Source organism: Peptoniphilus sp. oral taxon 386 str. F0131 (assembly GCF_000090945.1).
GTDB lineage: Bacteria > Bacillota > Clostridia > Tissierellales > Peptoniphilaceae > Anaerosphaera > Anaerosphaera mikwangii.
Map to the genome: position 1 here is coordinate 1104399 of NZ_GL349422.1, position 23057 is coordinate 1127455.

Annotated in this window: 26 protein-coding genes and 1 other RNA gene; all 27 read right to left on the reverse strand. The window is 29.2% G+C overall.

What is annotated here, in order from left to right; translation table 11 throughout:
• The coding region (locus HMPREF0629_RS05245; RefSeq protein ID WP_009222308.1) for a toprim domain-containing protein at positions 1–221 on the reverse strand (221 nt) is incomplete at its 3' end.
• A gap of 121 nt (positions 222–342) precedes the next feature.
• Positions 343–1320, reverse strand: coding sequence for a C40 family peptidase (locus HMPREF0629_RS05250; protein ID WP_009222309.1), 978 nt, complete (start codon positions 1318–1320; stop codon positions 343–345).
• A gap of 127 nt (positions 1321–1447) precedes the next feature.
• An RNA gene (rnpB, locus tag HMPREF0629_RS07705) (RNase P RNA component class A) lies at positions 1448–1779 on the reverse strand.
• A gap of 22 nt (positions 1780–1801) precedes the next feature.
• Complete coding sequence (locus tag HMPREF0629_RS05255) at positions 1802–2590, reverse strand: Nif3-like dinuclear metal center hexameric protein (RefSeq protein ID WP_009222310.1); 789 nt, start codon at positions 2588–2590, stop codon at positions 1802–1804.
• A complete protein-coding gene (locus HMPREF0629_RS05260; protein ID WP_009222311.1) occupies positions 2575–3276 on the reverse strand; it encodes a class I SAM-dependent methyltransferase in 702 nt (233 codons plus the stop codon). Before HMPREF0629_RS05260 ends, HMPREF0629_RS05255 begins: the two co-directional genes overlap by 16 nt.
• On the reverse strand, positions 3273–4424 hold the full coding sequence (gene rpoD, locus HMPREF0629_RS05265; protein ID WP_009222312.1) for an RNA polymerase sigma factor RpoD: 1152 nt from the start codon (positions 4422–4424) through the stop codon (positions 3273–3275). The genes HMPREF0629_RS05260 and rpoD overlap by 4 nt, the downstream gene beginning before the upstream one ends.
• A gap of 13 nt (positions 4425–4437) precedes the next feature.
• Positions 4438–6243: a DNA primase gene (gene dnaG / locus HMPREF0629_RS05270; RefSeq protein WP_009222313.1), complete on the reverse strand. Its 1806-nt coding sequence runs from the start codon at positions 6241–6243 to the stop codon at positions 4438–4440.
• 8 nt (positions 6244–6251) lie between these two features.
• Positions 6252–7265: a deoxyguanosinetriphosphate triphosphohydrolase gene (locus HMPREF0629_RS05275; protein WP_009222314.1), complete on the reverse strand. Its 1014-nt coding sequence runs from the start codon at positions 7263–7265 to the stop codon at positions 6252–6254.
• Positions 7266–7276: 11 nt separating this feature from the next.
• On the reverse strand, positions 7277–8092 hold the full coding sequence (locus tag HMPREF0629_RS05280) for a pyruvate, water dikinase regulatory protein (protein WP_009222315.1): 816 nt from the start codon (positions 8090–8092) through the stop codon (positions 7277–7279).
• A 10-nt stretch (positions 8093–8102) separates the two neighbouring features.
• On the reverse strand, positions 8103–8735 hold the full coding sequence (locus HMPREF0629_RS05285; RefSeq protein WP_009222316.1) for a helix-turn-helix transcriptional regulator: 633 nt from the start codon (positions 8733–8735) through the stop codon (positions 8103–8105).
• A 13-nt stretch (positions 8736–8748) separates the two neighbouring features.
• Positions 8749–10824: a glycine--tRNA ligase subunit beta gene (gene glyS, locus HMPREF0629_RS05290; RefSeq protein ID WP_036728579.1), complete on the reverse strand. Its 2076-nt coding sequence runs from the start codon at positions 10822–10824 to the stop codon at positions 8749–8751.
• Complete coding sequence (gene glyQ, locus HMPREF0629_RS05295) at positions 10817–11704, reverse strand: glycine--tRNA ligase subunit alpha (RefSeq protein ID WP_036728577.1); 888 nt, start codon at positions 11702–11704, stop codon at positions 10817–10819. The genes glyS and glyQ overlap by 8 nt, the downstream gene beginning before the upstream one ends.
• Before the next feature lie 16 nt (positions 11705–11720).
• On the reverse strand, positions 11721–12422 hold the full coding sequence (recO, locus tag HMPREF0629_RS05300; RefSeq protein ID WP_009222317.1) for a DNA repair protein RecO: 702 nt from the start codon (positions 12420–12422) through the stop codon (positions 11721–11723).
• The gene (gene era, locus HMPREF0629_RS05305) at positions 12422–13312 is read right to left on the reverse strand and encodes a GTPase Era (protein ID WP_009222318.1); all 891 of its coding nucleotides are present in this window, start codon (positions 13310–13312) and stop codon (positions 12422–12424) included. Before era ends, recO begins: the two co-directional genes overlap by 1 nt.
• Positions 13305–13712, reverse strand: coding sequence for a cytidine deaminase (locus HMPREF0629_RS05310; protein ID WP_009222319.1), 408 nt, complete (start codon positions 13710–13712; stop codon positions 13305–13307). The genes era and HMPREF0629_RS05310 overlap by 8 nt, the downstream gene beginning before the upstream one ends.
• Positions 13713–13723: 11 nt before the next feature.
• A complete protein-coding gene (locus HMPREF0629_RS05315; RefSeq protein WP_036728573.1) occupies positions 13724–14431 on the reverse strand; it encodes a diacylglycerol kinase in 708 nt (235 codons plus the stop codon).
• Between the two features lie 5 nt (positions 14432–14436).
• Positions 14437–14883, reverse strand: a complete 447-nt coding sequence (gene ybeY, locus HMPREF0629_RS05320; RefSeq protein ID WP_009222321.1) for an rRNA maturation RNase YbeY — start codon at positions 14881–14883, stop codon at positions 14437–14439.
• A 4-nt stretch (positions 14884–14887) separates the two neighbouring features.
• Positions 14888–15880, reverse strand: a complete 993-nt coding sequence (locus HMPREF0629_RS05325; protein WP_009222322.1) for a PhoH family protein — start codon at positions 15878–15880, stop codon at positions 14888–14890.
• A 93-nt stretch (positions 15881–15973) separates the two neighbouring features.
• Complete coding sequence (locus HMPREF0629_RS05330; RefSeq protein WP_009222323.1) at positions 15974–16510, reverse strand: hypothetical protein; 537 nt, start codon at positions 16508–16510, stop codon at positions 15974–15976.
• An 8-nt stretch (positions 16511–16518) separates the two neighbouring features.
• Positions 16519–17511, reverse strand: coding sequence for a flotillin-like protein FloA (gene floA / locus HMPREF0629_RS05335; protein WP_009222324.1), 993 nt, complete (start codon positions 17509–17511; stop codon positions 16519–16521).
• Positions 17508–18788 carry a nodulation protein NfeD gene (locus HMPREF0629_RS05340; protein WP_009222325.1) on the reverse strand — a complete coding sequence of 427 codons (1281 nt, stop codon included), beginning with the start codon at positions 18786–18788 and terminating at the stop codon, positions 17508–17510. Before HMPREF0629_RS05340 ends, floA begins: the two co-directional genes overlap by 4 nt.
• Before the next feature lie 28 nt (positions 18789–18816).
• Positions 18817–19272, reverse strand: coding sequence for a GatB/YqeY domain-containing protein (locus HMPREF0629_RS05345; protein WP_009222326.1), 456 nt, complete (start codon positions 19270–19272; stop codon positions 18817–18819).
• Between the two features lie 17 nt (positions 19273–19289).
• Positions 19290–19472: a 30S ribosomal protein S21 gene (rpsU, locus tag HMPREF0629_RS05350; RefSeq protein WP_009222327.1), complete on the reverse strand. Its 183-nt coding sequence runs from the start codon at positions 19470–19472 to the stop codon at positions 19290–19292.
• Between the two features lie 92 nt (positions 19473–19564).
• Positions 19565–19903 (reverse strand): histidine triad nucleotide-binding protein, encoded by a 339-nt coding sequence (locus HMPREF0629_RS05355; protein WP_009222328.1) that lies wholly within the window; start codon positions 19901–19903, stop codon positions 19565–19567.
• Between the two features lie 2 nt (positions 19904–19905).
• A complete protein-coding gene (gene mtaB, locus HMPREF0629_RS05360; RefSeq protein WP_009222329.1) occupies positions 19906–21213 on the reverse strand; it encodes a tRNA (N(6)-L-threonylcarbamoyladenosine(37)-C(2))-methylthiotransferase MtaB in 1308 nt (435 codons plus the stop codon).
• Positions 21213–21929, reverse strand: coding sequence for a 16S rRNA (uracil(1498)-N(3))-methyltransferase (locus HMPREF0629_RS05365; protein ID WP_009222330.1), 717 nt, complete (start codon positions 21927–21929; stop codon positions 21213–21215). Before HMPREF0629_RS05365 ends, mtaB begins: the two co-directional genes overlap by 1 nt.
• Entirely contained in the window at positions 21922–22839 is a 918-nt protein-coding gene (prmA, locus tag HMPREF0629_RS05370) for a 50S ribosomal protein L11 methyltransferase (protein WP_036728554.1), read from the reverse strand. Before prmA ends, HMPREF0629_RS05365 begins: the two co-directional genes overlap by 8 nt.
• Positions 22840–23057: the final 218 nt, after the last annotated feature.

Genomic DNA, 23057 nt, shown 5'->3' on the forward strand with positions numbered 1-23057 from the left:
GCTTCTTTAGCATCTTTTTTTAATCCTTTAATAATATCTCCCTTGCCTCTAATATTTATATAGCTGGGCTCGAAATTATTATCAACATCTATTCCAAGTTTACTTTTAGGCAAATCTCTTATATGTCCTACCGATGCTACAACTTTATAAGTACTTCCAAGCATTTTTTTAATAGTTTTAGCCTTAGTAGGTGACTCAACTATAACTAAATTTTTAGCCAATGTTACACTTCCTTAAACATTTTTCATTTATGTTATAATATCAAGTATTTATTAAGTGTTCAAGTCTTTTAACAATTTTTTAAACAAAAAAACCTAAGGCTAATCCTTAGGTTTTTTTATTTTATAACACTCTTGTTGCATTTACATAATGAGAATCATAGTATTTTTCATTTAAATTAGATACTACAACTTTCCCTTTACCGCTTGATGCATGAATAAATTCTCCGTTTCCTATATATATGCCAACGTGAGAAACTCCGCCACCTGTAGTATTAAAAAACACCAAATCTCCTGCTTGAAGATTTTCTCTTTCAATTTGAATTCCATACTCTGATTGTTCTGAAGAACTTCTCGGTAAATTTATTCCCATTTGCTTTTTATATACAGCATATATCAAGCCTGAACAATCATATCCTTCATCTCCTGCAGATCCATATACATATGTTGTCCCTAACTTATCAAAAGCAGAATCTAATATTATCTTAACTTTTCCATTTTCAACATTTGGTACAACAACTTTGGCTTTCTCAACATTAGATGTTGTAATTTTTGCTGTTGCAACTTTTTGTATTTCCTTTTCCTCATTTGATAAAATATTTACTTGCACTACATTAGTTTTTTTCTCAACAACTTTAATTGCCTTTTTAGGTTCAATTTTCTTAGTTGTTGTAGACACTAATTCTAAACAATTTTTATCAACTTCGCCTTCTACATTGTCACTGCATTTAACTAAGAAACTTTCTCCTCTTAAAGCTAAATACACAACTTCTTCTCCCAAAAATAAATTTCTTATAATTTGTCCTTCTTTATCTTTTATAGATGTATTTTTAGAAACTTTATATATAGAAGTAGTAACTTCTGTTAATTCTATTTTTTCTGTAGGAATTGTAACACGAGCTTTTCCTTTAGCAACTATGTATCCATCTTTTGCTTTTTCTACTATTTCAGCTTTTTCCCCTAATTCAAAATAAACTTTATTTCCACTATAAGTAGTTTGAACATGGTCTCTTATAAAAATACCGGTATCTTTAAGTCCAAATAACGATACTGCACATAATGCAATTACTCCCATAGGTACTTTCTTATTTATATTCAACAATTTGTAACACTCCTTATGTTAAAAATATAATCTCTTTCTAATAAAGTATAACAAATCGGTTACAAAAATGCAATAAAAGATTACAAATTTGTTAAAATAATTTTAACCTATTTGTAATCTTTTATCATAAGTAAGTAAATCTATAAGCTGCGTTCTGTTTTATCAATCATCTATCTATATTTATTGTCACCAATAAATTAAAGCGACCTACCTTCCGGCAGATGCGAGCAACATCTGTTTTATCCTATCTTGGTCTTGCTCCGAATGGGGTTTACATGGCATTATTATTACTAATAACCCGGTGAGCTCTTACCTCGCCTTTCCACCCTTACCTGAACTTCAGGCGGTATCTCTCTGTTGCACTTTCCTTAGGGTTGCCCCCACCGGTCTTTCACCGGCATCCTGCTCTATGGAGCGCAGACTTTCCTCATCTATCGATGCGATTGACCAATTTACTTACTAAAATATTTTAACACTGAATTTAAACTCGATCAAGTTCTAATTCAAAATTAGATGAAGTAAGTGAATATACATCAATTTCAAACTTATTTTTATACTCATAACTAAGTTTTTCAATTATCAATTTTTCACTTCCATAATGTCCTATATCCATAACAGCTATATTATTTTCATATGCATATTGTCCATCATGATATTTTATATCTCCTGTTATATACAAATTTGCATTATGTTTTACCGCATCACTTATAAAATCTGAACCTGATCCTCCACAAATTGCTATAATATCTAATTTAGATGGATATTTTCCATATAATTTTATATTGTCAATTTTTAGTTCATCTTCAAATTTATTTTTAATTTCAGCCAATGAATTAAATTTATTATTAGTACCGATTTTACCAATATAACATCCATTTTCCATTTCAGATAATCCTACACAATTATCTAATTCTAAAAATTCCGCTAAACAATCATTAACTCCATTTATAGCAATATCAAGAGATGTGTGTGAACTATATACACTTATCTTATTTTCTATTAGTTTTAAAATATTTTCCCCAAAATAACTGCTGAAATTTATATTTTTAATTCCTCTAAAAAACATCGGATGGTGAGTTATTATTAGTTTAGAGTTCTTTTCAATGGCAAAATCTATTACTCTATCATCTATATCTAATGCGACCACTATCGAAGCGGTTTTTTCTTCGTCAAATAATATTTGCCATCCCGAATTGTCCCATTCTTCTTGAAAACTTGGATTTGCCCAATTTTCTAAAAATTCAATTAATTTGATTACATCATATTCCATAATAGCTCCTCATAAGATTTGTTTTTAGACTCTAACTTACTAATTCTATTTAAGACCCTATCAGTATTAGAACCTTCTTTTAAAATTTTTATTATTGATTTATTATATTTTATTTTATTTTCTAAAAATAATTTTAAAATATTTTCTTTTCTTTCATACATTAATTTCGGAATCTCATAATAGATTTCGTTAACTTCAGTTCTTATACCTGTATATTTAACAACTATTATTTCAAAAAACTTTTCATCTTCATATACAATATTTTCATCCAAAATTTCATATCCGGTACAATACAGATATTTCCTTAAAAATTCTTGACCTTGCATTGGCTGGAGTATTAATTTTTTTAAGTTTTTAACTTTAGAAATTTCTTTATGAAGTAAATCTACAATTAAATTTCCACCCATTCCGGCTATTATTACAGTATCAACTTCTCCATCCTCTACTACTTCAAGGCCACTTCCAAGTCTTGGAAATATTTTATCACTATAATTAAGTTTTTTTACCAATTCTACACTTTTTTTCAAAGACGAAAAACTTATATCTGAACATACCACATAATCGGATATATTATTTGATACTAAAAAAGCAGGCACAAATCCATGATCTGTGCCTATGTCTGCTACTTTAGAATTTCTATCCACATATTCTGAAATTTTTTTTAATCTATTAGAAATATTTATCATTCCAAAAAATCCTTTAATTTTTTACTTCTGCTCGGATGTCTTAATTTTCTAAGAGCTTTTGCTTCTATTTGTCTGATTCTCTCTCTTGTAACATCAAATTCTTTTCCTACTTCTTCAAGTGTTCTTGCTCTGCCATCATCAAGTCCAAATCTAAGAGTTAAAACTTTCTTTTCTCTATCTGTTAAAGTCTGTAATACATCTTCCAATTGCTCTTTTAGTAATGTAAATGTAGCTGCATCAGATGGTGATAATATTTCATCATCCGGAATAAAATCTCCTAAATGAGAATCTTCTTCTTCTCCTATAGGTGTCTCTAATGAAACAGGCTCTTGAGCAATTTTTTGAATTTCTCTTACTTTTTCTACTTCGAGATTCATTTCTTTTCCTATTTCTTCAGGTAGCGGATCTCTGCCAAGTTCTTGTACCAATTGTCTCTGTACTCTAACCAATTTATTAATAGTTTCAACCATATGAACCGGTATTCTAATAGTTCTAGCTTGATCTGCAATAGCGCGAGTTATAGCCTGTCTTATCCACCATGTAGCATAAGTCGAAAACTTAAACCCTTTTGTATAGTCAAATTTCTCTACCGCTTTCATAAGCCCTAAATTTCCCTCTTGAATTAAATCAAGAAAGCTCATTCCTCTTCCAACATATCTCTTAGCAATAGAAACTACCAGTCTTAAATTCGCTTCAGCTAATTCTTGCTTAGCATCTTCGTCTCCAACTTCCATTCTTTGAGCAATATCTATCTCTTCATCTCCTGTAAGTAGAGGAATCTTTCCTATTTCTTTTAAATACATCCTTACAGGATCATCTACACTTATCCCCTTAGGTACAGATAAATCTTCTTTTGATAAATCATCCTCATCATCTTTTCTAACATCTAAAATATCCTCATCAAGCTTATCATCATCCAAAATATCATCGTCTATTTTATCATCTGTTAAAATTTCTATTCCAGACTTCTCAAAATCTTGATATAATAACTCAATCTCATCACTTTCCATAGGGATTTCTTCTAATGCATTAATAATTTCATCGTAAGTTAGATTTCCTTTTTTCTTACCATTATTTTTTAAATTTATAATTATACTATCTTTTGATTGAAGGTTGCCATCTTCAATTTTTGAATCAGTATCTTGCATATATTTAGCCTCCTTACTGAGAAATATTAATTGTTTTATTTATTTCATTTAGTTCATCTATTAGTAACTTTAAAATTTCAGAATTTTTTTTGGACGGTTCTTCTTTTTCAAGATTTTTTATATCTTGTAATATATCTTTTCTTCTATATTCCAAACTATCTTTTTTCAAAGTTCCAATCAACTCACTAATAATTTTATCCGAACTATATTGATTAATTTCAATTATATTTATTTTATCAGCATAATCTTGAGATATCAGCTTCTTATCTACCAAATTTTTTAACACGTCTTTAAAATCTATACCTTGCCTATAATATTCGGCAAGCTCTTCAAATATTATTCTGCATTCAGACTTTGTAAATTCACACGAATTTATTTTTTTATCTATCAACTCAAAATTATCATTTGAATAAAGTGCATATTTTATAAGTTGGTCTTCTGCTATATACCTTGTATTTATCGAAATCTTTTTATCTTTAACTTCTTTATTTTTATATTCATAAGTTTTTTTATTAAATTCTTTATTTTTCTTATTTCTGTTTAAAATTAATATATAATTAATAATAGAATTTTTAGAGACACCATATTGCTTAGATATTTTATCTACATAGATATCCATTTCTATAGGATTTTTTATTCTTGAAATTAACTTTGACACTTCACTAGTAAATCCGCTTAATCCATCCGGCGACTCTATATTATAGTTTTCTCTTATTTTAGATATTTTATATTCCAAATATGGTTGACTATTTTTAAGTTCAATCTCAAAACTAAGTTTTCCATATTTTGTTACATATTCATCAGGATCCAATTTTTCTGGCAACGTTAATATTTTCGGCTTTATATTTTGAATTATAAGTATATCTATAGCTCTATTTGTAGCCTTTATCCCTGCAGAATCTCCATCATAACATATATATACTTCTTTACCATATCTTTTTATGAGTTCTGCTTGTTCTTCCGTTAATGAAGTACCTAAGCTTGCTACACTATAATTTATACCACTTTTATATAAAGATATAACATCCATATATCCTTCTACCAAAATAATCTTTTCTCTATCAGATTTTTCTGATATTATGTTTAAATTATATAAGTGTTTACCTTTATTAAATATAATCGTATCTCTTGTATTTAAATATTTAGGAAGACTGTCATCAAGAACTCTTCCTCCAAATCCTATGACCCTTTTTTTTGTATCTATTATAGGGAACATAATTCTATTTCTAAATCTATCTATAAATTTACCTGATTTTGACTTTGAAACTAAATTAAATTCTTCAAGTTCATCTCCATTAAATCCCTTTTTACTTAAATAATTAAATAATTCATTCCAACTGTCAGGAGCATAACCAAGTCCATAGTCTCTAATTGTATCATTGTCAATATTTCTATTTTTTAAATACATATATGCAGACTTAGATCTGCTTAAAGAAAGCATAAAGAATTTTGCAGCTTCTCTATTAGCTTCATAAGCTCTATTTTTTTTATTTATCAGCTGGGTATTTATACTCTCGGATGTATTTTTCAATTCTATTCCATATTTGTCTGCCAAAAACTTAACAGCTTCTCTAAAACCTAAATTTTCTCTTTTCATTATGAAAGAGATTTGATCTCCTCCAACACCGCAACCAAAACAATGAAATATTCCTTTACTTGGTGATACAGAAAAAGAAGGAGTTTTTTCACCATGAAATGGGCAAAGTCCCATATAATTACTTCCACTTTTTTTTAAGTGTACATATTGAGAAATCAAATTTACTATGTCAATTTTATCTCTAATATCATTTAAAAGTTCGTCATCTATAATGTAGGACATAAAATCACCTACTTACTCCAACCCTTTGGTATATACAATGACTTATATAAATCAACAACATATATATCCGTCATCCCTGCTATATAATCACATATTATATCTTCTTCAGTGTGCTCTATATTTTCGTATACCTTTAAATTTTCAGCAGGTATCTTACTAATATCATTTTTATAATAATCAAATAAAGACATAATTATATGCTCTATTTTATCATCTTCTGATTTAACAGTTTTATCTAAATAAACATTTTTAAACATAAACTGTCTAAGTTCCATAGTTGCTTTTTCTATTTCCGGTTCCATATAAATAGAATTTTTATGATAACTTTCTCTAACTATTGAATTTATCATTTTATTTATTCTCTTACTATGAGAATCTCCAAGAAGCTCAATTAAATCAGTCGGTAAATCTGTTTTTGAAATTATTCCAGCTCTAATAGCATCATCAATATCGTGATTTATATATGCTATTCTATCTGCATATTTTAATATTTTACCCTCCAATGTTGATGCAACATTATCACCGGAATGATTTACGATACCATCTCTTACTTCCCAAGTAAGATTTAAACCAATTCTATTTTCTCCAACTTCAAGATAATCTACCATTCTAAGTGACTGTTCATTGTGTTTAAATCCTTTTTGATTTAATTTATTCAAAACTTTTTCTCCACTATGTCCGAATGGAGTATGTCCAAGATCATGTCCTAATGCCATAGCTTCAATTAAATCTTCATTTAACTCAAGACTTCTTGCTATTGTTCTGGCTATTTGTGAAACTTCAAGAGTATGTGTAAGTCTTGTTCTAAAGTGATCCTTTTCAGGAGATATAAAAACTTGTGTCTTATGCTTTAATCTTCTAAATGCTTTTGAATGTAATATTCTATCTCTATCTCTCTGATATTCTGTTCTCAAATTGCACTTTTCTTCAAACTTTTGACGCCCTCTACTCTCATCAGAAAAACTTGCAAAATTATATAAAATTTCATGTTCAAGTTTTTCTCTCTTTTCTCTTGGATTCATATTATCCTCCGCTATAAAACTTTTTCCATGTGGTCAATAATAATCTCAGCTGTTTCTTCAATTGCTTTATTGGAAACATCAATTACAAAACATCCAAGTTCTTCCATTATTTGCTTAGAATATTTAAGTTCAGCTTTGATTCTTTCAATATTTGCATACTTTGCGCTACTTGATAACCCTAATGATTTAAGTCTTTCCTCTCTTATAGTTATAAGTTTTTCAGGATTACAAGTTAATCCTATTACTCTATTAATATCCTTCTCATATACCTCTGCCGGAACCGGAACTTCCGGTACAAGAGGTATATTTGCAACTTTATATAATTTATTTGCAAGATACATAGAAAGTGGTGTTTTTGATGTTCTTGATATTCCAACAAGACATATATCTGCCTTTTTAGCTCCTCTTGGATCTTTACCGTCATCATACTTTACAGCAAACTCAATCGCTTCTACTTTTTTAAAATAATTATCATCAAGTCTTCTTATAAGTCCAGGTTCTCTTACCGGTGAATATCCTAATATTGCTTCTAAATGACTCATCGGAGAACCCATTACATCTACAGTATGCAAACTAAGTTCTTCCGCTTTTTTTTCTATAAAATCTCTTGTCGACTGAACAACATTTGTATATATTATTAAACTTCTTGTACTTTGTGCCGCTTCAAGAAGTATAGGCTCTATTTGTTCTATTGTGTTGTGATAAGGATACCTCTTTATTTCAAAATTTTCAGACTCAAATTGTCTTATACTTCCTTTGGCAATAAGTTCTCCCGTTTCACCTATAGAATCTGAAATTACATATATTATAATTGAATTATCAGACATAATTCCTCCTTTAATATCCTTCCTTTACAAGCTCTACAAAAATTCTATTGACATTTGTTTTAGTAAATCTTCCTATTACTTTAAGTTTATTTAAATCTCCGTCTGTAATTCTAACAACAGGAAGAGAATCAACTGCTCTGTCATTGATTTTTATAGCAGCTTCAATTATACTGCTATTTTCTGTCACATATACTATACTGGACATTCTTGTCATTATCATGGCTACCGGAGTATTGTTTAAATCCATTTTACCAAGAGTTGTTCTAAGTAAATCTTTCCTAGAAACAACCCCTGTTAAAAATCCATTAGATGTTATGAAAATCGAACTTACATTTTCTAAAAACAGTTCAACTATAACATCATAAATACTCGTGTTTTCATCCATTACTACCGGCACACTCATCGTTTCTTTTACTAATATTTTATCTACTTCTCTTAAAAATATAGATGTATTGGAATTCTCAATATAAAAATATCCGACTTTAGGACGTGCACCTAATATATTAAGCCGAGTTAATACCGAAAGATCCGGTCGTATAGTGGCTCTTGATATATTAAGTTCTCTAGCTATATCGTCTCCTGTAATAGGAGCTCTTCCTTTAACTATTTCAATTATATCAAGTTGCCTTTTAGTAAAATCCAAATTATCACCAACTTTAATCAGTTACAATTTTTTCTATATTCAATATTCTTCTCATTACAAAATCTATTTTGCTTATCATTTCAAGTCTATTAAATTTAATTTTTTCATCATCAACCAATACCATTATATTATCAAAGTAATTATTTATTAATACAACTAAATTATCCATTAAATTTAACGCTTCAATATACTCTTTATCATCTATTAATTTATTTACATTCTCTAATAATTTAGACTGTGCTTCATAAAGAGCTTTTTCATCAGGCTCAGATAAAAGCAATGCTTCAAATTCTATATCCCTATCTTTTTTCTTAGCCATATTATGAAGTCTTGTATATGCATCTATTAAACTGCTCTTGTCTTCTTTAAAATATTTATTTAATTCATTAGCTTTTTTGAAGATATTTACAACACTTTCTGAATCACTTAGTACAGAATCAATAATATCATATCTTATATCGTCTTCTTGAAGCATGTTTTTTAATCTTCCTGCAAAAAATTCTATTATGCTATTTTTAACTTTTTCATAATCAAATACTAAAGATAACTCACTGGTATAAATATACAATGAATAATCAACTATGTCTCCAATAAGTATGTCCCACTTATTTGATTCTATTATATTAATAATCCCTCTTGCATTTCTTCTTAAAGCGAAAGGATCTTGAGAACCTGTAGGTATTAAACCTATTGCAAACAATCCTGTTATAGTATCAATTTTATCTGCTATTGCAAGAATTGAACCTGTTGTTGACTTAGGTAATAAATCATTTGAAAACCTTGGTAAATACTGTTCATAAATAGCCTGAGATACTATCTCAGATTCTCCGCTCTTAGTTGCATAAATTGAACCCATGACTCCTTGAAGTTCTGTAAATTCTTGAACCATTTTTGTAGTTAAATCAGCCTTAGAAAGTTTTGCAGAACGTTTTATAGATTCTATAGTTTCATCAGCAACCTCTAAATTTTCTCCTATCTTTTGAGCAAGTTTAGACACACGTTCAGATTTGTCATACATCGTTCCAAGTTTTTGTTGAAACATTACTCCCTTTAATGAATCAATATAACTTTCAAGTGATTTTGATATATCATCATTGTAGAAAAATTTAGCGTCTTCAAGTCTTGCTCCAAGTACCTTTTCGTTGCCTGCTATTACTATATCTTTATAATCGTCATTTCCGTTTCTTATAGTTATAAAATTAGGAAGAAGTTCTCCATTTGAAGCATGGATAGGTATAAATCTTAAATGATCTCTCATCGGAGTAGTGATTACTTCTTTCGGTAATTGTAAATACTCATCTTTTATACTTCCCATTATAGGATTTGGATATTCAACTATATAAGTTAATTCTTCCAATAAATCTTTATCTTCGTATATTTCTCCACCTATTGACTTTGCAATTTTTGCAGAACCGTATTTAATTATTTCTCTTCTTTCATTTTGATTTAATATTACAAAATTATCTTTAAGTAGAGATTCATAATTATCTACTTCATCAACAACTATATTTGAGCTTCCTAAAAATCTATGTCCTCTTGTAATATTTGAAACACCAATTCCCTCAAATTCAAAAGGAACAACTTTATTATTTAGCAATGATACAATCCATCTAATCGGTCTTGCAAATTTAATATTTTTGCCTCCCCATTTCATATTTTTAGGGAAATTTATAGATTTGATTAATTCCGCAATATTTTTAGATACTATACTTTCAAATGAGTCTCCTTTTTTATGTATATTAGAATATACATATTCCTCACCTTTAAATTCTTTTATAACAATATTTTCAGGTGCTATATTTTGAGACTTCATAAATCCAAGCAAAGGTTTAGTAGGATTCCCTTCCTCATCAAATGCTATTTTCTTCGCCGGACCTTTTACTTCTAAATCTAAATCTTTTTGATATAATTCAACATCATTTATGATCAAAGTTAATCTTCTTGGAGTAGCATAGACTTCTACACTGTCATATTTAAGATCATTTTCTTCTAATAATTTTTTTGCCTTATCTTCCATTTGAGCTATTGCTAAATTTACAAATCTTGCAGGAAGCTCTTCAACCCCAATTTCAAGCAAATATCTATTCATTGCCAACACCTACCTTATTTAATAAAGGGTAACCCATTTCTTCTCTTTCTTTTAAATACTGTAATGCGACTGCTCTAGCAAGATTTCTGACTCTTGATATATAAACCGCCCTTTCAGAAACAGATATCGCTCCTCTTGCATCTAATACATTAAAAGCATGAGAACATTTTAAACAATAATCATAAGCAGGAAGTACAAGACCGTTTTCTATTATTCTCATAGACTCTTTTTCATACACTGTAAATAAATTTTTAAGCATATCAATATCAGCAGTTTCAAAGCTATAAACGGAATGCTCATATTCTGACATTTTAAATACATCACCATATGTTAACTTCTCATTCCATTTTATTTCGTATACAGAATTTACATTTTGTAAATACATAGCTATCCTTTCTAGACCATATGTCAGTTCTGCAGATTCAAGTTCACAGTTTACTCCACCAACTTGTTGAAAATAAGTGAATTGTGTTACTTCCATTCCATCTAACCAAACTTCCCAACCAAGTCCCCATGCTCCAAGTGTAGGTGACTCCCAATTATCTTCTACAAATCGTATGTCATGCTTTAACGCATCTATACCTATGGCTTTTAAGCTGTCAAGATATAATTCTTGTACATTTTCAGGAGACGGCTTTAATATAACTTGCATTTGATGATGTTGATATAATCTATTAGGGTTTTCTCCATATCTGCCGTCAGCAGGTCTTCTGGATGGCTCCACATAACAAGTTCTCCATTCTTCAGGCCCTAATGCTCTTAAAAATGTTGATGGATTCATTGTACCTGCACCCTTTTCAACATCATAAGGTTGCATAATTACGCATCCCTTATCTTTCCAATAGCTTTGTAAATTTTGTATCAAATCTTGAAAATACATTTTTTTCCCCCTTAATTTAAATAAGTGCTAACGAATTAATTTCGTTAATATCAAGATTATATTTTATATATTCTATTAAAATATTGTGTAAATATATAAGCTTATCACTGTCATATCTTTCGTCTATTTCATCTAAAGAAGTATATAATAATTTTTTTAAATAGTAAATATCTTTTTTATCCAGTAGATAACAACCGAACTGATTTTCATCCAAATCTACAATACCGCCATCTTTAATAGAAAAATAGTTGTTTTTTTCTTGTAATTCTAATGATGGTCTATATCCTAAAAATGTAATATATTTTAATTCAAAAGCTAAAATTATCGGCATGATATAATTAATATTTTGAATGATTTTTAAAGTTTTTACAGTTAAATCAAATATCTTTTTATTTACTTCTCCTTCAAGAAAGGTTTTATCCAATAATTCTAAAATATAACTAGATATTATTAAAGTTTCATATTTTTTTCTTATTTTAAAGTTCGAATTTAAAATAGTAGCAGATTCAATGTAATAAAATGATCTCCCCTTATTTATATAAGCATTTGAGTGACTAAAAAGCTGTGTTATAGAAACAAGAGGTGATTTAGCATTTAATGCTCCCTTAGCTAAAATTGTAATTTTTCCCTTTTCTTTTGAAAATACTCTTATAATTTTACTTGATTCACCATATTTTTGTTCACTCAGTACAATTAATTCAGTCCTTATCTTTTCCATTACTTATATCCAAAATATTTAACTTTATTATCTAAATCTCTCCAATTTTTTTCTACCTTGACCCACAAATTAAGATTCACTTTAGTATCAAGTAAATTTTCAATTTCAGTTCTTGCTGCACTTCCTATTTTTTTTAACATTTGTCCATTTTTACCAATTACTATTTTTTTATGAGATTCTCTTTCAATATATATGACCGCTTCAATATCAGTTATTTCTTTTTCTTTTCTCTCTCTCATTTTCTCAATTGAAACGGCAATGCCATGTGGTATCTCCTCATCTAAAAATCTAAGAGCTTTTTCTCTTATAATTTCTCCAACAATAAACTTTTCCGGATGATCTGTTACCATATCTTCAGGATAATACATAGGTCCGATTGGAATATACTTTGCCAATGTCTTCAAATAACTTTCTACTCCATCATTCTTTAATGCAGATATCGGAATTATTTCCTTAAATATTCCAATGTCATCATACATTTTTATTATTTCAAAAAGCTCTTCTTTTGCAACCTCATCTATTTTATTTACTAAAAGTACAATAGGTGTTTTTAGGTTTTTTTCTTTTAATTCTTTTATTATATAATTATCAAGTTTTCCTATTTTTTTTGAGCAATCCACTATATATGTTATAACATCTACTTCAGAAAGAGTTGATTCAGATACTTTTAACATATAATCACCTAATTTATTTTTTGGCATCTGTATCCCGGGAGTATCTAAAAATATAACTTGCATTTTTTCATCAGTATATATAAATGTTATTTTATTTCTTGTTGTTTGAGCTTTATTAGAAATAGCAGAAATTTTTTGACCTACTATACAATTTAAAAGTGTACTTTTTCCTACATTAGGTCTCCCTATTATTGTAACAAAACCTGATTTAAACATTTTTTACTCCTTCAAGATCTTCCGGTCCAAAACTATACGGAAGTAATTCTTCTAATGTAAATACTTTATAACGCTCAACCGAATTAGCTATTATTATCTTTGCATTTACTCCAAATTCTCTTATTACTTGTCTGCATACTCCACACGGAAATGTATATTCTGCATCTCCTACTATAGCAATCTTTTTAATTTTTCTCTTTCCTTCTGATATTGCTGTAAATATCGCAGTTCTTTCAGCACAATTTGTAGGTGAGTAGGATGCTATTTCTATATTTCCTCCTTTATATACACTACCATCTTCCATCTCAACTGCGGCACCAACTCTAAAATTAGAATACGGTGTATATGATGAATTATTTTTAGCTTCAATAGCCAACTCTATTAATTTTTTATCTTCCATCAAATCTCCTCTTATCCAAATACTTTAAATATAAAAATTGCTACACAAATTCCAAGTATGGCTCCACTTACAACTTCACTAATTTTATGAATTTTACCCTCTATTCTACTTTCTCCTACTAAAAAAGCTATTCCAAATGATGCAATTGTTATTAATGTTTTTTCTGCAACAAGCGATATTATTGTCGCTGCACAAAAAGCAATTGACGTGTGTCCTGAAATTGCTCCTCCTTGAAAATAAGTTCCTCTGTTTTTTTTAGCTCTTAAATATTTACCTCCTATTGTAAGCATTACAACTATAATAATCGCTACAAAGCTAAGATGTTCATCAGAATTCTTTATCTTTATTAAAAGTAAATCTCCCATATTTGCCATTCTCTTATAAAATAATAAATAAGCTGTAACTAAAGCATTAACGGAAGCTATCAAAACTGCTCCTGCAGAGATATCTTTAACATATTTTGCTATCGGATTATAATCTTGAACTACAAGGTCTATTGTTCGCTCTATAGCTGTATTAAACATTTCAGAAGTTATTACAAATATTATCGCTAATAATAAAAACATAAATTCCACTCTAGTAAAATCCATAAATAAACTTATAAATATTACTCCAAGTGCTGCTATGTAATGAAATTTCATATTTTTTTCTGTTTTTAACGCAGATACTATTCCCTGCACAGCATAATTAAACGATGCTATAAATCCACCTTTTTTCATTATAATCACCTATATATTTTTAAATTATCCATTATAATTTTTTCTTTGGATCTCATGATTAACCTATCTTCTTCTTCAATATGATCATAACCTAAAAGATGTAAAACGGAATGAACAGTTAAATATGACATTTCCCTTTCATTTGAATGTCTAAATTCTTGAGCCTGTTCTATAACCCTTTTTGTATTTATTACTACATCTCCAAGTATTCTTTCTTCAATTTGAAATTCATCATCTATAGGAAATGACAATACATCTGTAGAAGAATCAACTCCTCTGAAATTTTTATTTAATTCTTGTATCTCTTCATCATCTACAAATGATACACTTACCATTATATTTTCATCTAATTTTTCAGACTTTATAACTTCTAAAATAGATTTCTTTATAAGTTCTATAATATTTTCATCTATTTCTATTTCATTTTGCCTATTATCAAATAATATATTCATTTATCTAACCTTTTTTATTATATTCGCGCTCTTTTCCAATATCATTCTCATACTTATCGTAAGCATTTATTATTCTCTGTACCAAAGGGTGTCTAACTATATCATTATTTCCAAGATATATTATTCCGATTCCCCTTACACCTTTTAATATATTTAACACAGTTTTCAATCCCGATGGTCTTCCTTTAGGTAAATCTGTTTGAGTAATGTCTCCTGTAATAATTGCCTTTGAACCATATCCAAGTCTTGTCAAAAACATTTTCATCTGCTCATGAGTAGTATTTTGTGCTTCATCTAAAATTACAAATGCACTGTCAAGTGTTCTTCCTCTCATGTATGCAAGTGGTGCAACTTCTATAAGCCCCTTTTCAACATACTTAGTATAATTATCATATCCCAACATTTCAAATAGAGCATCGTATAGCGGTCTTAGGTATGGATCAACTTTCATTTGAAGATCTCCGGGAAGAAATCCTAAACTTTCTCCAGCTTCAACTGCCGGTCTTGTTAAAATTATCCTGTTCACCTGCTTATTCTTAAATGCTTTTACAGCAGCTGCCACTGCAAGATATGTTTTCCCGGTTCCTGCAGGACCTATTCCAAATACAACATCATTATCTTTAATTGCATCTAAATATCCTTTCTGCCCTAAAGTCTTAGCTTTTATAGGTTTTCCCATAGATGTATATACTATCGTTTCATTTAACAGTTCAACAATACTTGTCATATTGCCGGATTTAATTAAATTTATAGAATATTGTAAGTCTGTTTTTTCGAGTCTTTTTTGTCTCAAAATAAATTCTTTTAAATTTTCTATAAGTATTGCAACATTTTCTACTGTATCTTCTTCACCTTTAATGCTTATTTCATCATTTTCACATTTTATAATAACATTAAACTGTTCTTCAATAAGGTATATATGCTCATCTAGCTTTCCGTAAAGTTGAGCAACCATATCATTATTTAATATAGAAATATCAACTAATTTTTCAGCCATTATTACCTCCTATAATCTATATATGATATCACAAAAAGGCTGATTTTTCTACTTTAACATTACAAAAACAAAAGGGAGATGTTCTCTCCCTTTTCATCTAAGTGATACAGGTTTATCTAATATCTCTTTCATAATGACTGCTTTTACAAGTTCCTTGTCCGTAAAATCATTCAAGATATCTTCCTCGCTTATTTCCAATGTTTCAGTATCAACACTATTCTCCACTGAAAAAGCATCTTCACGATTTAAGATCCTATTTCTCTCTTCTTTTATTTTTTCCAATCTCAAGTCTCTATCTTCATAATTATTTGTCTTTAATTCTTGTGCTTTCATTGTAGGATAACCATCTTTATCATATCCATAAAGATCATTAGAATTATTTTTTAATTTACCTTTATCAGATGTAGATAGAGAATCTAAAAATTCTTCAAAAACATTATTTTTAATTGTACTTAATATTTTTTTAGAGTTTTTTAAACCTTTTGAATTATTCATTTTTAATAACTCTTTTTCATATTTAAAACGACTGTCGGACTTCCTTTTTGAAGATTTACCATCACGGTGTTTTTTATCTTTCGAAAGAGAAATTATCAAAGGTATTAACAAAATTAAAATATTAATAATTTTCATATTATCACTTACTTATCTTTATTTTTAGAAGTATCTGTAACTTTTGAAATAGCATCTCTCATATCTGTATCAGAGTTGATATTTTTTATCTTATAATAATCCATTACTCCAATATTTCCATTTCTAAGAGCCTCTGCCATAGCAAGAGGAACTTGTGATTGCGCTTCAACAACTTTTGCTCTCATTGATTCAACTTCAGCTTTCATTTCTTGCTCTCTCGCAAGAGCCATAGCTCTTCTTTCAGATGCCTTAGCTTCAGCTATTCTCTTATCTGCTTCAGCTTGATCTGTTTGAAGTCTTGCACCTATATTCCTTGCAACATCAACATCTGCTATATCTATTGATAAAATTTCAAACGCAGTTCCTGAATCAAGTCCTTTTTCAAGTACAACTTTAGAAATAGAATCAGGATTTTCTAAAACCGCCTTATATGTTTTAGATGATCCTACTGTTGTTACTATACCTTCACCAACTCTGGCTATTATAGTTTCTTCTCCAGCTCCTCCTACAAGTCTGTCAATATTTGCTCTAACTGTAACTTTTGCTTTTACTATTACTTCTATACCATCTTGAGCTACCGCAGAAATATTTGGCGTTTCTATTACTTTAGGGTTTACAGATACTTGAACTGCTTCAAGTACATTTCTACCTGCAAGGTCTATTGCAGCTCCTCTTTCAAATTGAAGAGGAATATTTGCACGCTCAGCAGCTATAAGAGCATCAACTAATGTATTTACATTTCCACCTGCTAAATAATGTCCTTCAAGATTCTCTATTTCAAGATTAAGCCCCGCCTTGGTTGCTTTTATCATAGGGTTTACTATTCTACCCGGTCTTACACGCCTAAGTTTCATTCCTATAAGTGTGGAAATTTTTATTTTTACTCCCGAAAAAAATGCAGTTATCCAAAGCCCAACCGGAACAAAACTAAAAAATAAAATTAAAAGAATTATAACAAGTATAATTACTCCGCCACCTAAAATATTACCGACATAAATCATTCCTCTTTCCTCCTAACAAAAATTTTAAAAGCTTCTATTTTGCATACTACGACCTCTACATCTTTTTCAATAAATCCATTATATGCTATAGCCTCATATTTTTTACCATCAATTTCAATGTATCCTGTAGGACGTAATATACTTATTGTCTTTCCATTTCTACCCACATCAAGCTTAGCATAATCAACACTGATGTATCCATCTTCAGACGAACATGACTTTGAAAGTGTAACATTATTTATAAATTTTAATTTCTTTCCCTTTTTAATAAGATATATTCCACATAATATTGTGATAATTAACGCTATCGCTATACTTGTAATTGCAATTTCTAAAGTTTTCATTGCAAGCACAAGTCCTGAAATTACAAATATTATTCCTCCTATTCCTACTATACCGAATCCCGGAATTATGATTTCTATAATTATTAAAACAATACCTACTAAAAATATAACTATTGAATACCAATTAGAATTTCCAGCCATTAAATTTCCTATAAAAAACAGTGAAAAAGCTATTATAGATATAATACCTCCTACACCAAAACCCGGTGTAAAAATTTCTACAACAAATCCAAGCATTCCTAAAATAAGAAGTATAGTAGAAACAGTTTGATTTGACACTATGTTTATTACCTTAACAGTTAAATCCATCTTGGCAATTTCATATTTTTTACCATCTAAATTAAATTGTTTTAATATATCTTCATAATTATTGGCAACTCCATCTGAAATTCCAAGATCTAAGCTTTCCTTAGATGTCAAATTTGTAAGTTTCCCCTTTTCGATTATCATTGGAATGTATATGTCCGAATCTGCCATAGATTCTATTATTTGCTCATTTCTACCTCTATACTGCGCTGTATCTCTAAGCATACCTTTCCAAAATGAAATATTTTTTTCTGTCTTAGGTATAGTTTCTGCAGATCCTATTGTTGCCGTTTTTGACATATAGACATTTTTACAAGCTATTGTTATTAAAACTCCTGCTGATTCAGCTTTATTATTTACAAATGCAACCGTAGGAATTTTTGAATCTATAATATAATTTTTTATTTTTTCAGCAGCTATTATAGAACCTCCATAGGTATCAATTTCAAAAATTATAAGTGGACTTTTTTTATCTTCTGCATTTTTTATGGAATCTCTAACATATGTTGCCATGGCTGAATTTATTTCACTCTTTATAGGTATAATTACCGGTGTATTTTCATTTGCAAAAGCTTCATTTGATATTAATGTCAAAAATAAAAAAAGTAATAATAAAATTTTTTTCATAATTTTCTCCTAAAAAATTAAACCCGGGTTATACCCCAGGTTTATTTAACAAATTTTGAGCAATTTTACTTACCATTTTGCCATCTGCTTTGCCCTTAATTTTAGGCATAATACACTTCATAAGATTACCCATTTCCTTAGCTGAGCTGATATTATTTTCTTCAATTGTCTGTTTAACAATCTCAGTAAGCTCTTCTTCAGTAAGTTGTTTAGGTAAATATTCAAGCAATATTTCTATTTCAGCGTTAGTTTGATCGATTAAATCTTGACGATTTCCCTTTAGGAAATCTTCTATAGAAGCTTTCTTTTCTTTTAGTTGCTTTGTAAGCACTTCTATTATATCTTCATCTGAAAGTTCTATTCTCTCATCAACTTCTCTTTGCTTGATAGCGGCACGCGCCATAGTTATTGTATCTTTGCGAAGCTTTTCTTTATTTTTCATGGAAGTTTTTAAATCTTCCATAAGTTTTTCTTTTAGAGACATCTCACATGCACCCTCTTTTAATATCTTGAATGTTTCTTTCTACGTGCTTCTTCAGACTTTTTCTTTCTTCTAACACTTGGCTTTTCGTAATGTTCTCTCTTTCTTGCCTCTTTTAATACTCCACTTGTGGCACATTGTCTCTTAAATCTTTTAAGAGCATTGTCAAGAGATTCATTTTCTCCAACTCTGATTTCTGACATTGCTTCCCCTCCTCTCGTAGAAAAGAGTAGCCCTGCGGGCCAATTCTTAATAATTATACCTTAATAACGGTTATATTTCAATATCTTTTTTATCAGCCCGGTGGCCAATTAAGACTTCTGCCACCCAGTACATGAAAATGTAGGTGATTAACAGTTTGTCCCCCATCTTCCTTACAGTTATTAACTATTCTATAACCATTTTCAAGACCAAATTTTCCACATAAATTTTTTGCAACTAAAAAAATATGTCCTATTAATTCTTTATGTTTTTCGCTAAGTTCATCCGCAGATTTTATATGTTCTTTTGGAACAATTAAAAAATGTATCGGAGCTTGCTTATCAATATCATTAAAAGCATATACAAGCTCATCTTCATATATACATTCGGACGGAATACTTCCATTTATTATTTCACAAAATAAACATTCCATAACTAACCTCCTATAACTGAAACCTCAACCGGATCACATTCTATATTTACTATATTAACATTTTTTATCTTATTTTTTAAGTCTTCTTTTGAATTTGTAAAGCATCTTATATAGTTAGTTGTATATCCAACATAACTTGAATTTACAAGTTTTTCTTCAAATAGCACAGATTTTATCACATTTAAATTTTTTTCAGAAAATTTTTTCATAAGTTCATCACTTAACGCAAGTAATATGGAACTTCTCTTATTTTTTATATTTCCGTCAATTTGATTTTTCATTTTAGCTGCAACAGTTCCATCTCTCTTAGAATATTTAAATACATGAACTTTAGAAAATTCAACTTTTTTTATCAAATCATAACTGTCTAAAAAGTCATCATCTGTTTCTCCCGGAAATCCTACTATAACATCCGTTGTCAATCCTGCATACGGCATATAACTTCTAATAATTTGTGTCTTATCAAAATATTCTTCTCTTGTATATTTTCTATTCATTTCTTTTAAAATTTTATTTGAACCGCTTTGCAATGATAAGTGAAAATGATCGCATAATTTATTTGTAGCAACAACCCTTTTCATAAAATCATCTGTTATAGTCCGAGGTTCTATTGAAGATAATCTTATTCTTTCAATTCCATCAATACTTGCAATGTTTTCTATTAAATCAATCAATCGCTCCTTACCAATGTCATACCCATAAGAGCCAATGTGAATTCCGGTTAAAATTATTTCCTTATATCCTGCTTTTGCCAATTTTCTTGCTTCATTCATAGAATCTTCTATTGATCTTGACCTTATATTTCCCCTTGCAAATGGTATTATACAATACGTGCAATATCTATTACATCCATCTTGAACTTTAATATACGCTCTTGTCATATCATTTTCTTTAGATGTGTTAATAGTTTGAAATTCATGGTCACTCTTTAATGATCTAACGATATTAATTTGCTTTTTATTATTCGAAAACTCCTCACATAATTCAACGATTCTATTTCTCTCAGTAGTTCCTATAATTATGTCAACACCCGGAATTGAACTTACTTCCTCAGGAGACGTTTGAGAATAACAACCCACTACTGCAACTATAGAATTAGGGTTGTCTCTTTTAGCTCTTCTTATAAATTGTCTTGATTTTCTGTCAGATAAATTAGTTACTGTACAAGTGTTTATGATATATATATCCGAAACCTCCGTCTCAAAATCTACATTAAGATATCCTTCATTTTCAAATAATTCAGCCATTGCCTCAGATTCATATTGATTTACCTTACACCCTAACGTCAATATCGAAAAAGACTTTTTCATCACTTACCTCTTTCAAAATTATATATTATATAAAAACTTGCACAAACTGCTGCTGTTTCAGCGCGTAAAATTCTATTTCCAAGTGATACAATTTTTGCACCTAAAGATTTTAAATAATCTATCTCAGTTTCTTCAAAACCTCCTTCAGGTCCTATAACTAAAATAACATTTTTATTTTCCAGTTTTATATCTACAAGCCTGTCATCATCTTCATTCTCATATGGCACAATTAACTCTCTATTTTCTAAAATTTCTTCTATCCCTTCTAAATCAATAGGAGTATTAACTCTCGGTATATAATCTCTTTTTGATTGCTTAGCCGCAGCCTCTACAACCCTTTGCCATCTTTGAACTTTTTTATATTCCTTATGATCTATTTGTGCAACAACTCTTTTTGTATTCAGCGGATAAATTTCGCAAACTCCAACCTCAACAGAGGATTTTAATGCTTGGTCCATCTTATCACCCTTTAAAATCCCCTGGAGCAAAATCAATTTTACATCACTTTCTCTTTCAGCTGAAACTTCTTCTACTTTTTTTAAAATTATAAAATCACCGCAACAGCTATCAAAGATAGCCTTAAACACTCCATTGTTTGCACCTACTTCTACTATTTCCTCTTCTCTGATTCTAAGAACAGTTTTATAATGATGTGAATTTTCTTTAGATAGAGTTATTGTATTTTCAAAATTTGCATTTTCAAAAAATCTATACATTTTTTATCACTCTGCCAACAATTAAAGACCAACCATTATTTTCTCTGATTTCTATAATTTCAAATCCCTCTTTTATTAATGCATTTTTTACCATGTCGATTTTTTCAACAATTATTCCTGAAGATATAAATATTCCATTACTCGTTAAATGTCTTTTTAAATCTCCTATCATATCAACTATAATCTCTGCAATTATATTAGAAACTATTATATCGGCATTTCCACTTACAACGTCTAATAAATTTCCTTTGTAAACTTTAATCTTTTCAGAAACATTATTCATATTTGCATTTTCTAAAGATGCTTCTATACATTTTTGATCAATATCTACTGCTATTACTTTTTCTGCACCTAATTTTATGGCAGCTATTCCAAGTATTCCACTTCCACATCCAATATCAAATACAATATTGTCTTGCTTTACATACTCTTCTAGAGCTTCTATGCACATATATGTCGTTTCATGTGTACCTGTACCAAATGCCATACCCGGATCTATGTCTATAACTATTCTATCTTTATTTTCATATTCTTCCCATGTAGGCTTAATTAAAATCTTTTCTCCTATTTCAATAGGATGATAATATTTTTTCCAATTATTTGCCCAATCTTCATCATCAGTTATATTAATATCTGCACTTCCAAGTTTTTTATTTTCTATAGCAAATTTAATTTCCTCAGCCCTTTCTTTTTCCTCAATAGAAAAATAACACTTTAAAATTAAATTGCCCTTACCTATAGAAAACACATCCTCATCTACAAAATCCCAAGATTTTTCATTTTGAGCTAATTCTTCAATTATCTCTATACTATCTTCTTCAAACACATAAATATCTCTATTATATAATTCATTTAAAACAAACTCTCTATTATTATCAATAGTATTTATAATAAGTTCAATATATTTCATAAAACCTCCAGTTTTAAAAATAGACAAAATCTAATGATTTTGCCTATTCAAAAAATTCTTTGACTTTATCAAAAAATCCCTTTCGTTCTTCGTGTATGTCTTTACTTTTTTCTCTTAGAGTTTCAAGAAGCTTTTTTTGTTCATCTGTTATCTTTTTAGGCACTATTATGTCAACCGTAAAGTATAAATCTCCTTTTCCCTCACGCCTTACATAGCTT

What these genes read in the sequence shown, in the direction of transcription:
- rpoD (WP_009222312.1), bottom strand. Translation starts at nt 4,424, where the DNA reads ATGCAAGATACTGATTCAAAAATTGAAGATGGCAACCTTCAATCAAAA.
- era (WP_009222318.1), bottom strand. Translation starts at nt 13,312, where the DNA reads ATGTTTAAATCAGGTTTTGTTACAATAATAGGGAGACCTAATGTAGGA.
- floA (WP_009222324.1), bottom strand. Translation starts at nt 17,511, where the DNA reads ATGATTTATGTCGGTAATATTTTAGGTGGCGGAGTAATTATACTTGTT.
- glyS (WP_036728579.1), bottom strand. Translation starts at nt 10,824, where the DNA reads ATGAATAGATATTTGCTTGAAATTGGGGTTGAAGAGCTTCCTGCAAGA.
- HMPREF0629_RS05280 (WP_009222315.1), bottom strand. Translation starts at nt 8,092, where the DNA reads ATGTCTGATAATTCAATTATAATATATGTAATTTCAGATTCTATAGGT.
- HMPREF0629_RS05325 (WP_009222322.1), bottom strand. Translation starts at nt 15,880, where the DNA reads ATGGCTGAAAAATTAGTTGATATTTCTATATTAAATAATGATATGGTT.
- HMPREF0629_RS05340 (WP_009222325.1), bottom strand. Translation starts at nt 18,788, where the DNA reads ATGAAAAAAATTTTATTATTACTTTTTTTATTTTTGACATTAATATCA.
- HMPREF0629_RS05275 (WP_009222314.1), bottom strand. Translation starts at nt 7,265, where the DNA reads ATGAATCCAAGAGAAAAGAGAGAAAAACTTGAACATGAAATTTTATAT.
- HMPREF0629_RS05315 (WP_036728573.1), bottom strand. Translation starts at nt 14,431, where the DNA reads ATGAAAAAAGGTGGATTTATAGCATCGTTTAATTATGCTGTGCAGGGA.
- recO (WP_009222317.1), bottom strand. Translation starts at nt 12,422, where the DNA reads ATGGAAAAGATAAGGACTGAATTAATTGTACTGAGTGAACAAAAATAT.
- HMPREF0629_RS05260 (WP_009222311.1), bottom strand. Translation starts at nt 3,276, where the DNA reads ATGATAAATATTTCTAATAGATTAAAAAAAATTTCAGAATATGTGGAT.
- HMPREF0629_RS05365 (WP_009222330.1), bottom strand. Translation starts at nt 21,929, where the DNA reads ATGTATAGATTTTTTGAAAATGCAAATTTTGAAAATACAATAACTCTA.
- HMPREF0629_RS05345 (WP_009222326.1), bottom strand. Translation starts at nt 19,272, where the DNA reads ATGTCTCTAAAAGAAAAACTTATGGAAGATTTAAAAACTTCCATGAAA.
- glyQ (WP_036728577.1), bottom strand. Translation starts at nt 11,704, where the DNA reads ATGTATTTTCAAGATTTGATACAAAATTTACAAAGCTATTGGAAAGAT.
- mtaB (WP_009222329.1), bottom strand. Translation starts at nt 21,213, where the DNA reads ATGAAAAAGTCTTTTTCGATATTGACGTTAGGGTGTAAGGTAAATCAA.
- HMPREF0629_RS05355 (WP_009222328.1), bottom strand. Translation starts at nt 19,903, where the DNA reads ATGGAATGTTTATTTTGTGAAATAATAAATGGAAGTATTCCGTCCGAA.
- HMPREF0629_RS05330 (WP_009222323.1), bottom strand. Translation starts at nt 16,510, where the DNA reads ATGAAAATTATTAATATTTTAATTTTGTTAATACCTTTGATAATTTCT.
- rpsU (WP_009222327.1), bottom strand. Translation starts at nt 19,472, where the DNA reads ATGTCAGAAATCAGAGTTGGAGAAAATGAATCTCTTGACAATGCTCTT.
- HMPREF0629_RS05255 (WP_009222310.1), bottom strand. Translation starts at nt 2,590, where the DNA reads ATGGAATATGATGTAATCAAATTAATTGAATTTTTAGAAAATTGGGCA.
- ybeY (WP_009222321.1), bottom strand. Translation starts at nt 14,883, where the DNA reads ATGAATATATTATTTGATAATAGGCAAAATGAAATAGAAATAGATGAA.
- dnaG (WP_009222313.1), bottom strand. Translation starts at nt 6,243, where the DNA reads ATGTCCTACATTATAGATGACGAACTTTTAAATGATATTAGAGATAAA.
- prmA (WP_036728554.1), bottom strand. Translation starts at nt 22,839, where the DNA reads ATGAAATATATTGAACTTATTATAAATACTATTGATAATAATAGAGAG.
- HMPREF0629_RS05310 (WP_009222319.1), bottom strand. Translation starts at nt 13,712, where the DNA reads ATGGAAGATAAAAAATTAATAGAGTTGGCTATTGAAGCTAAAAATAAT.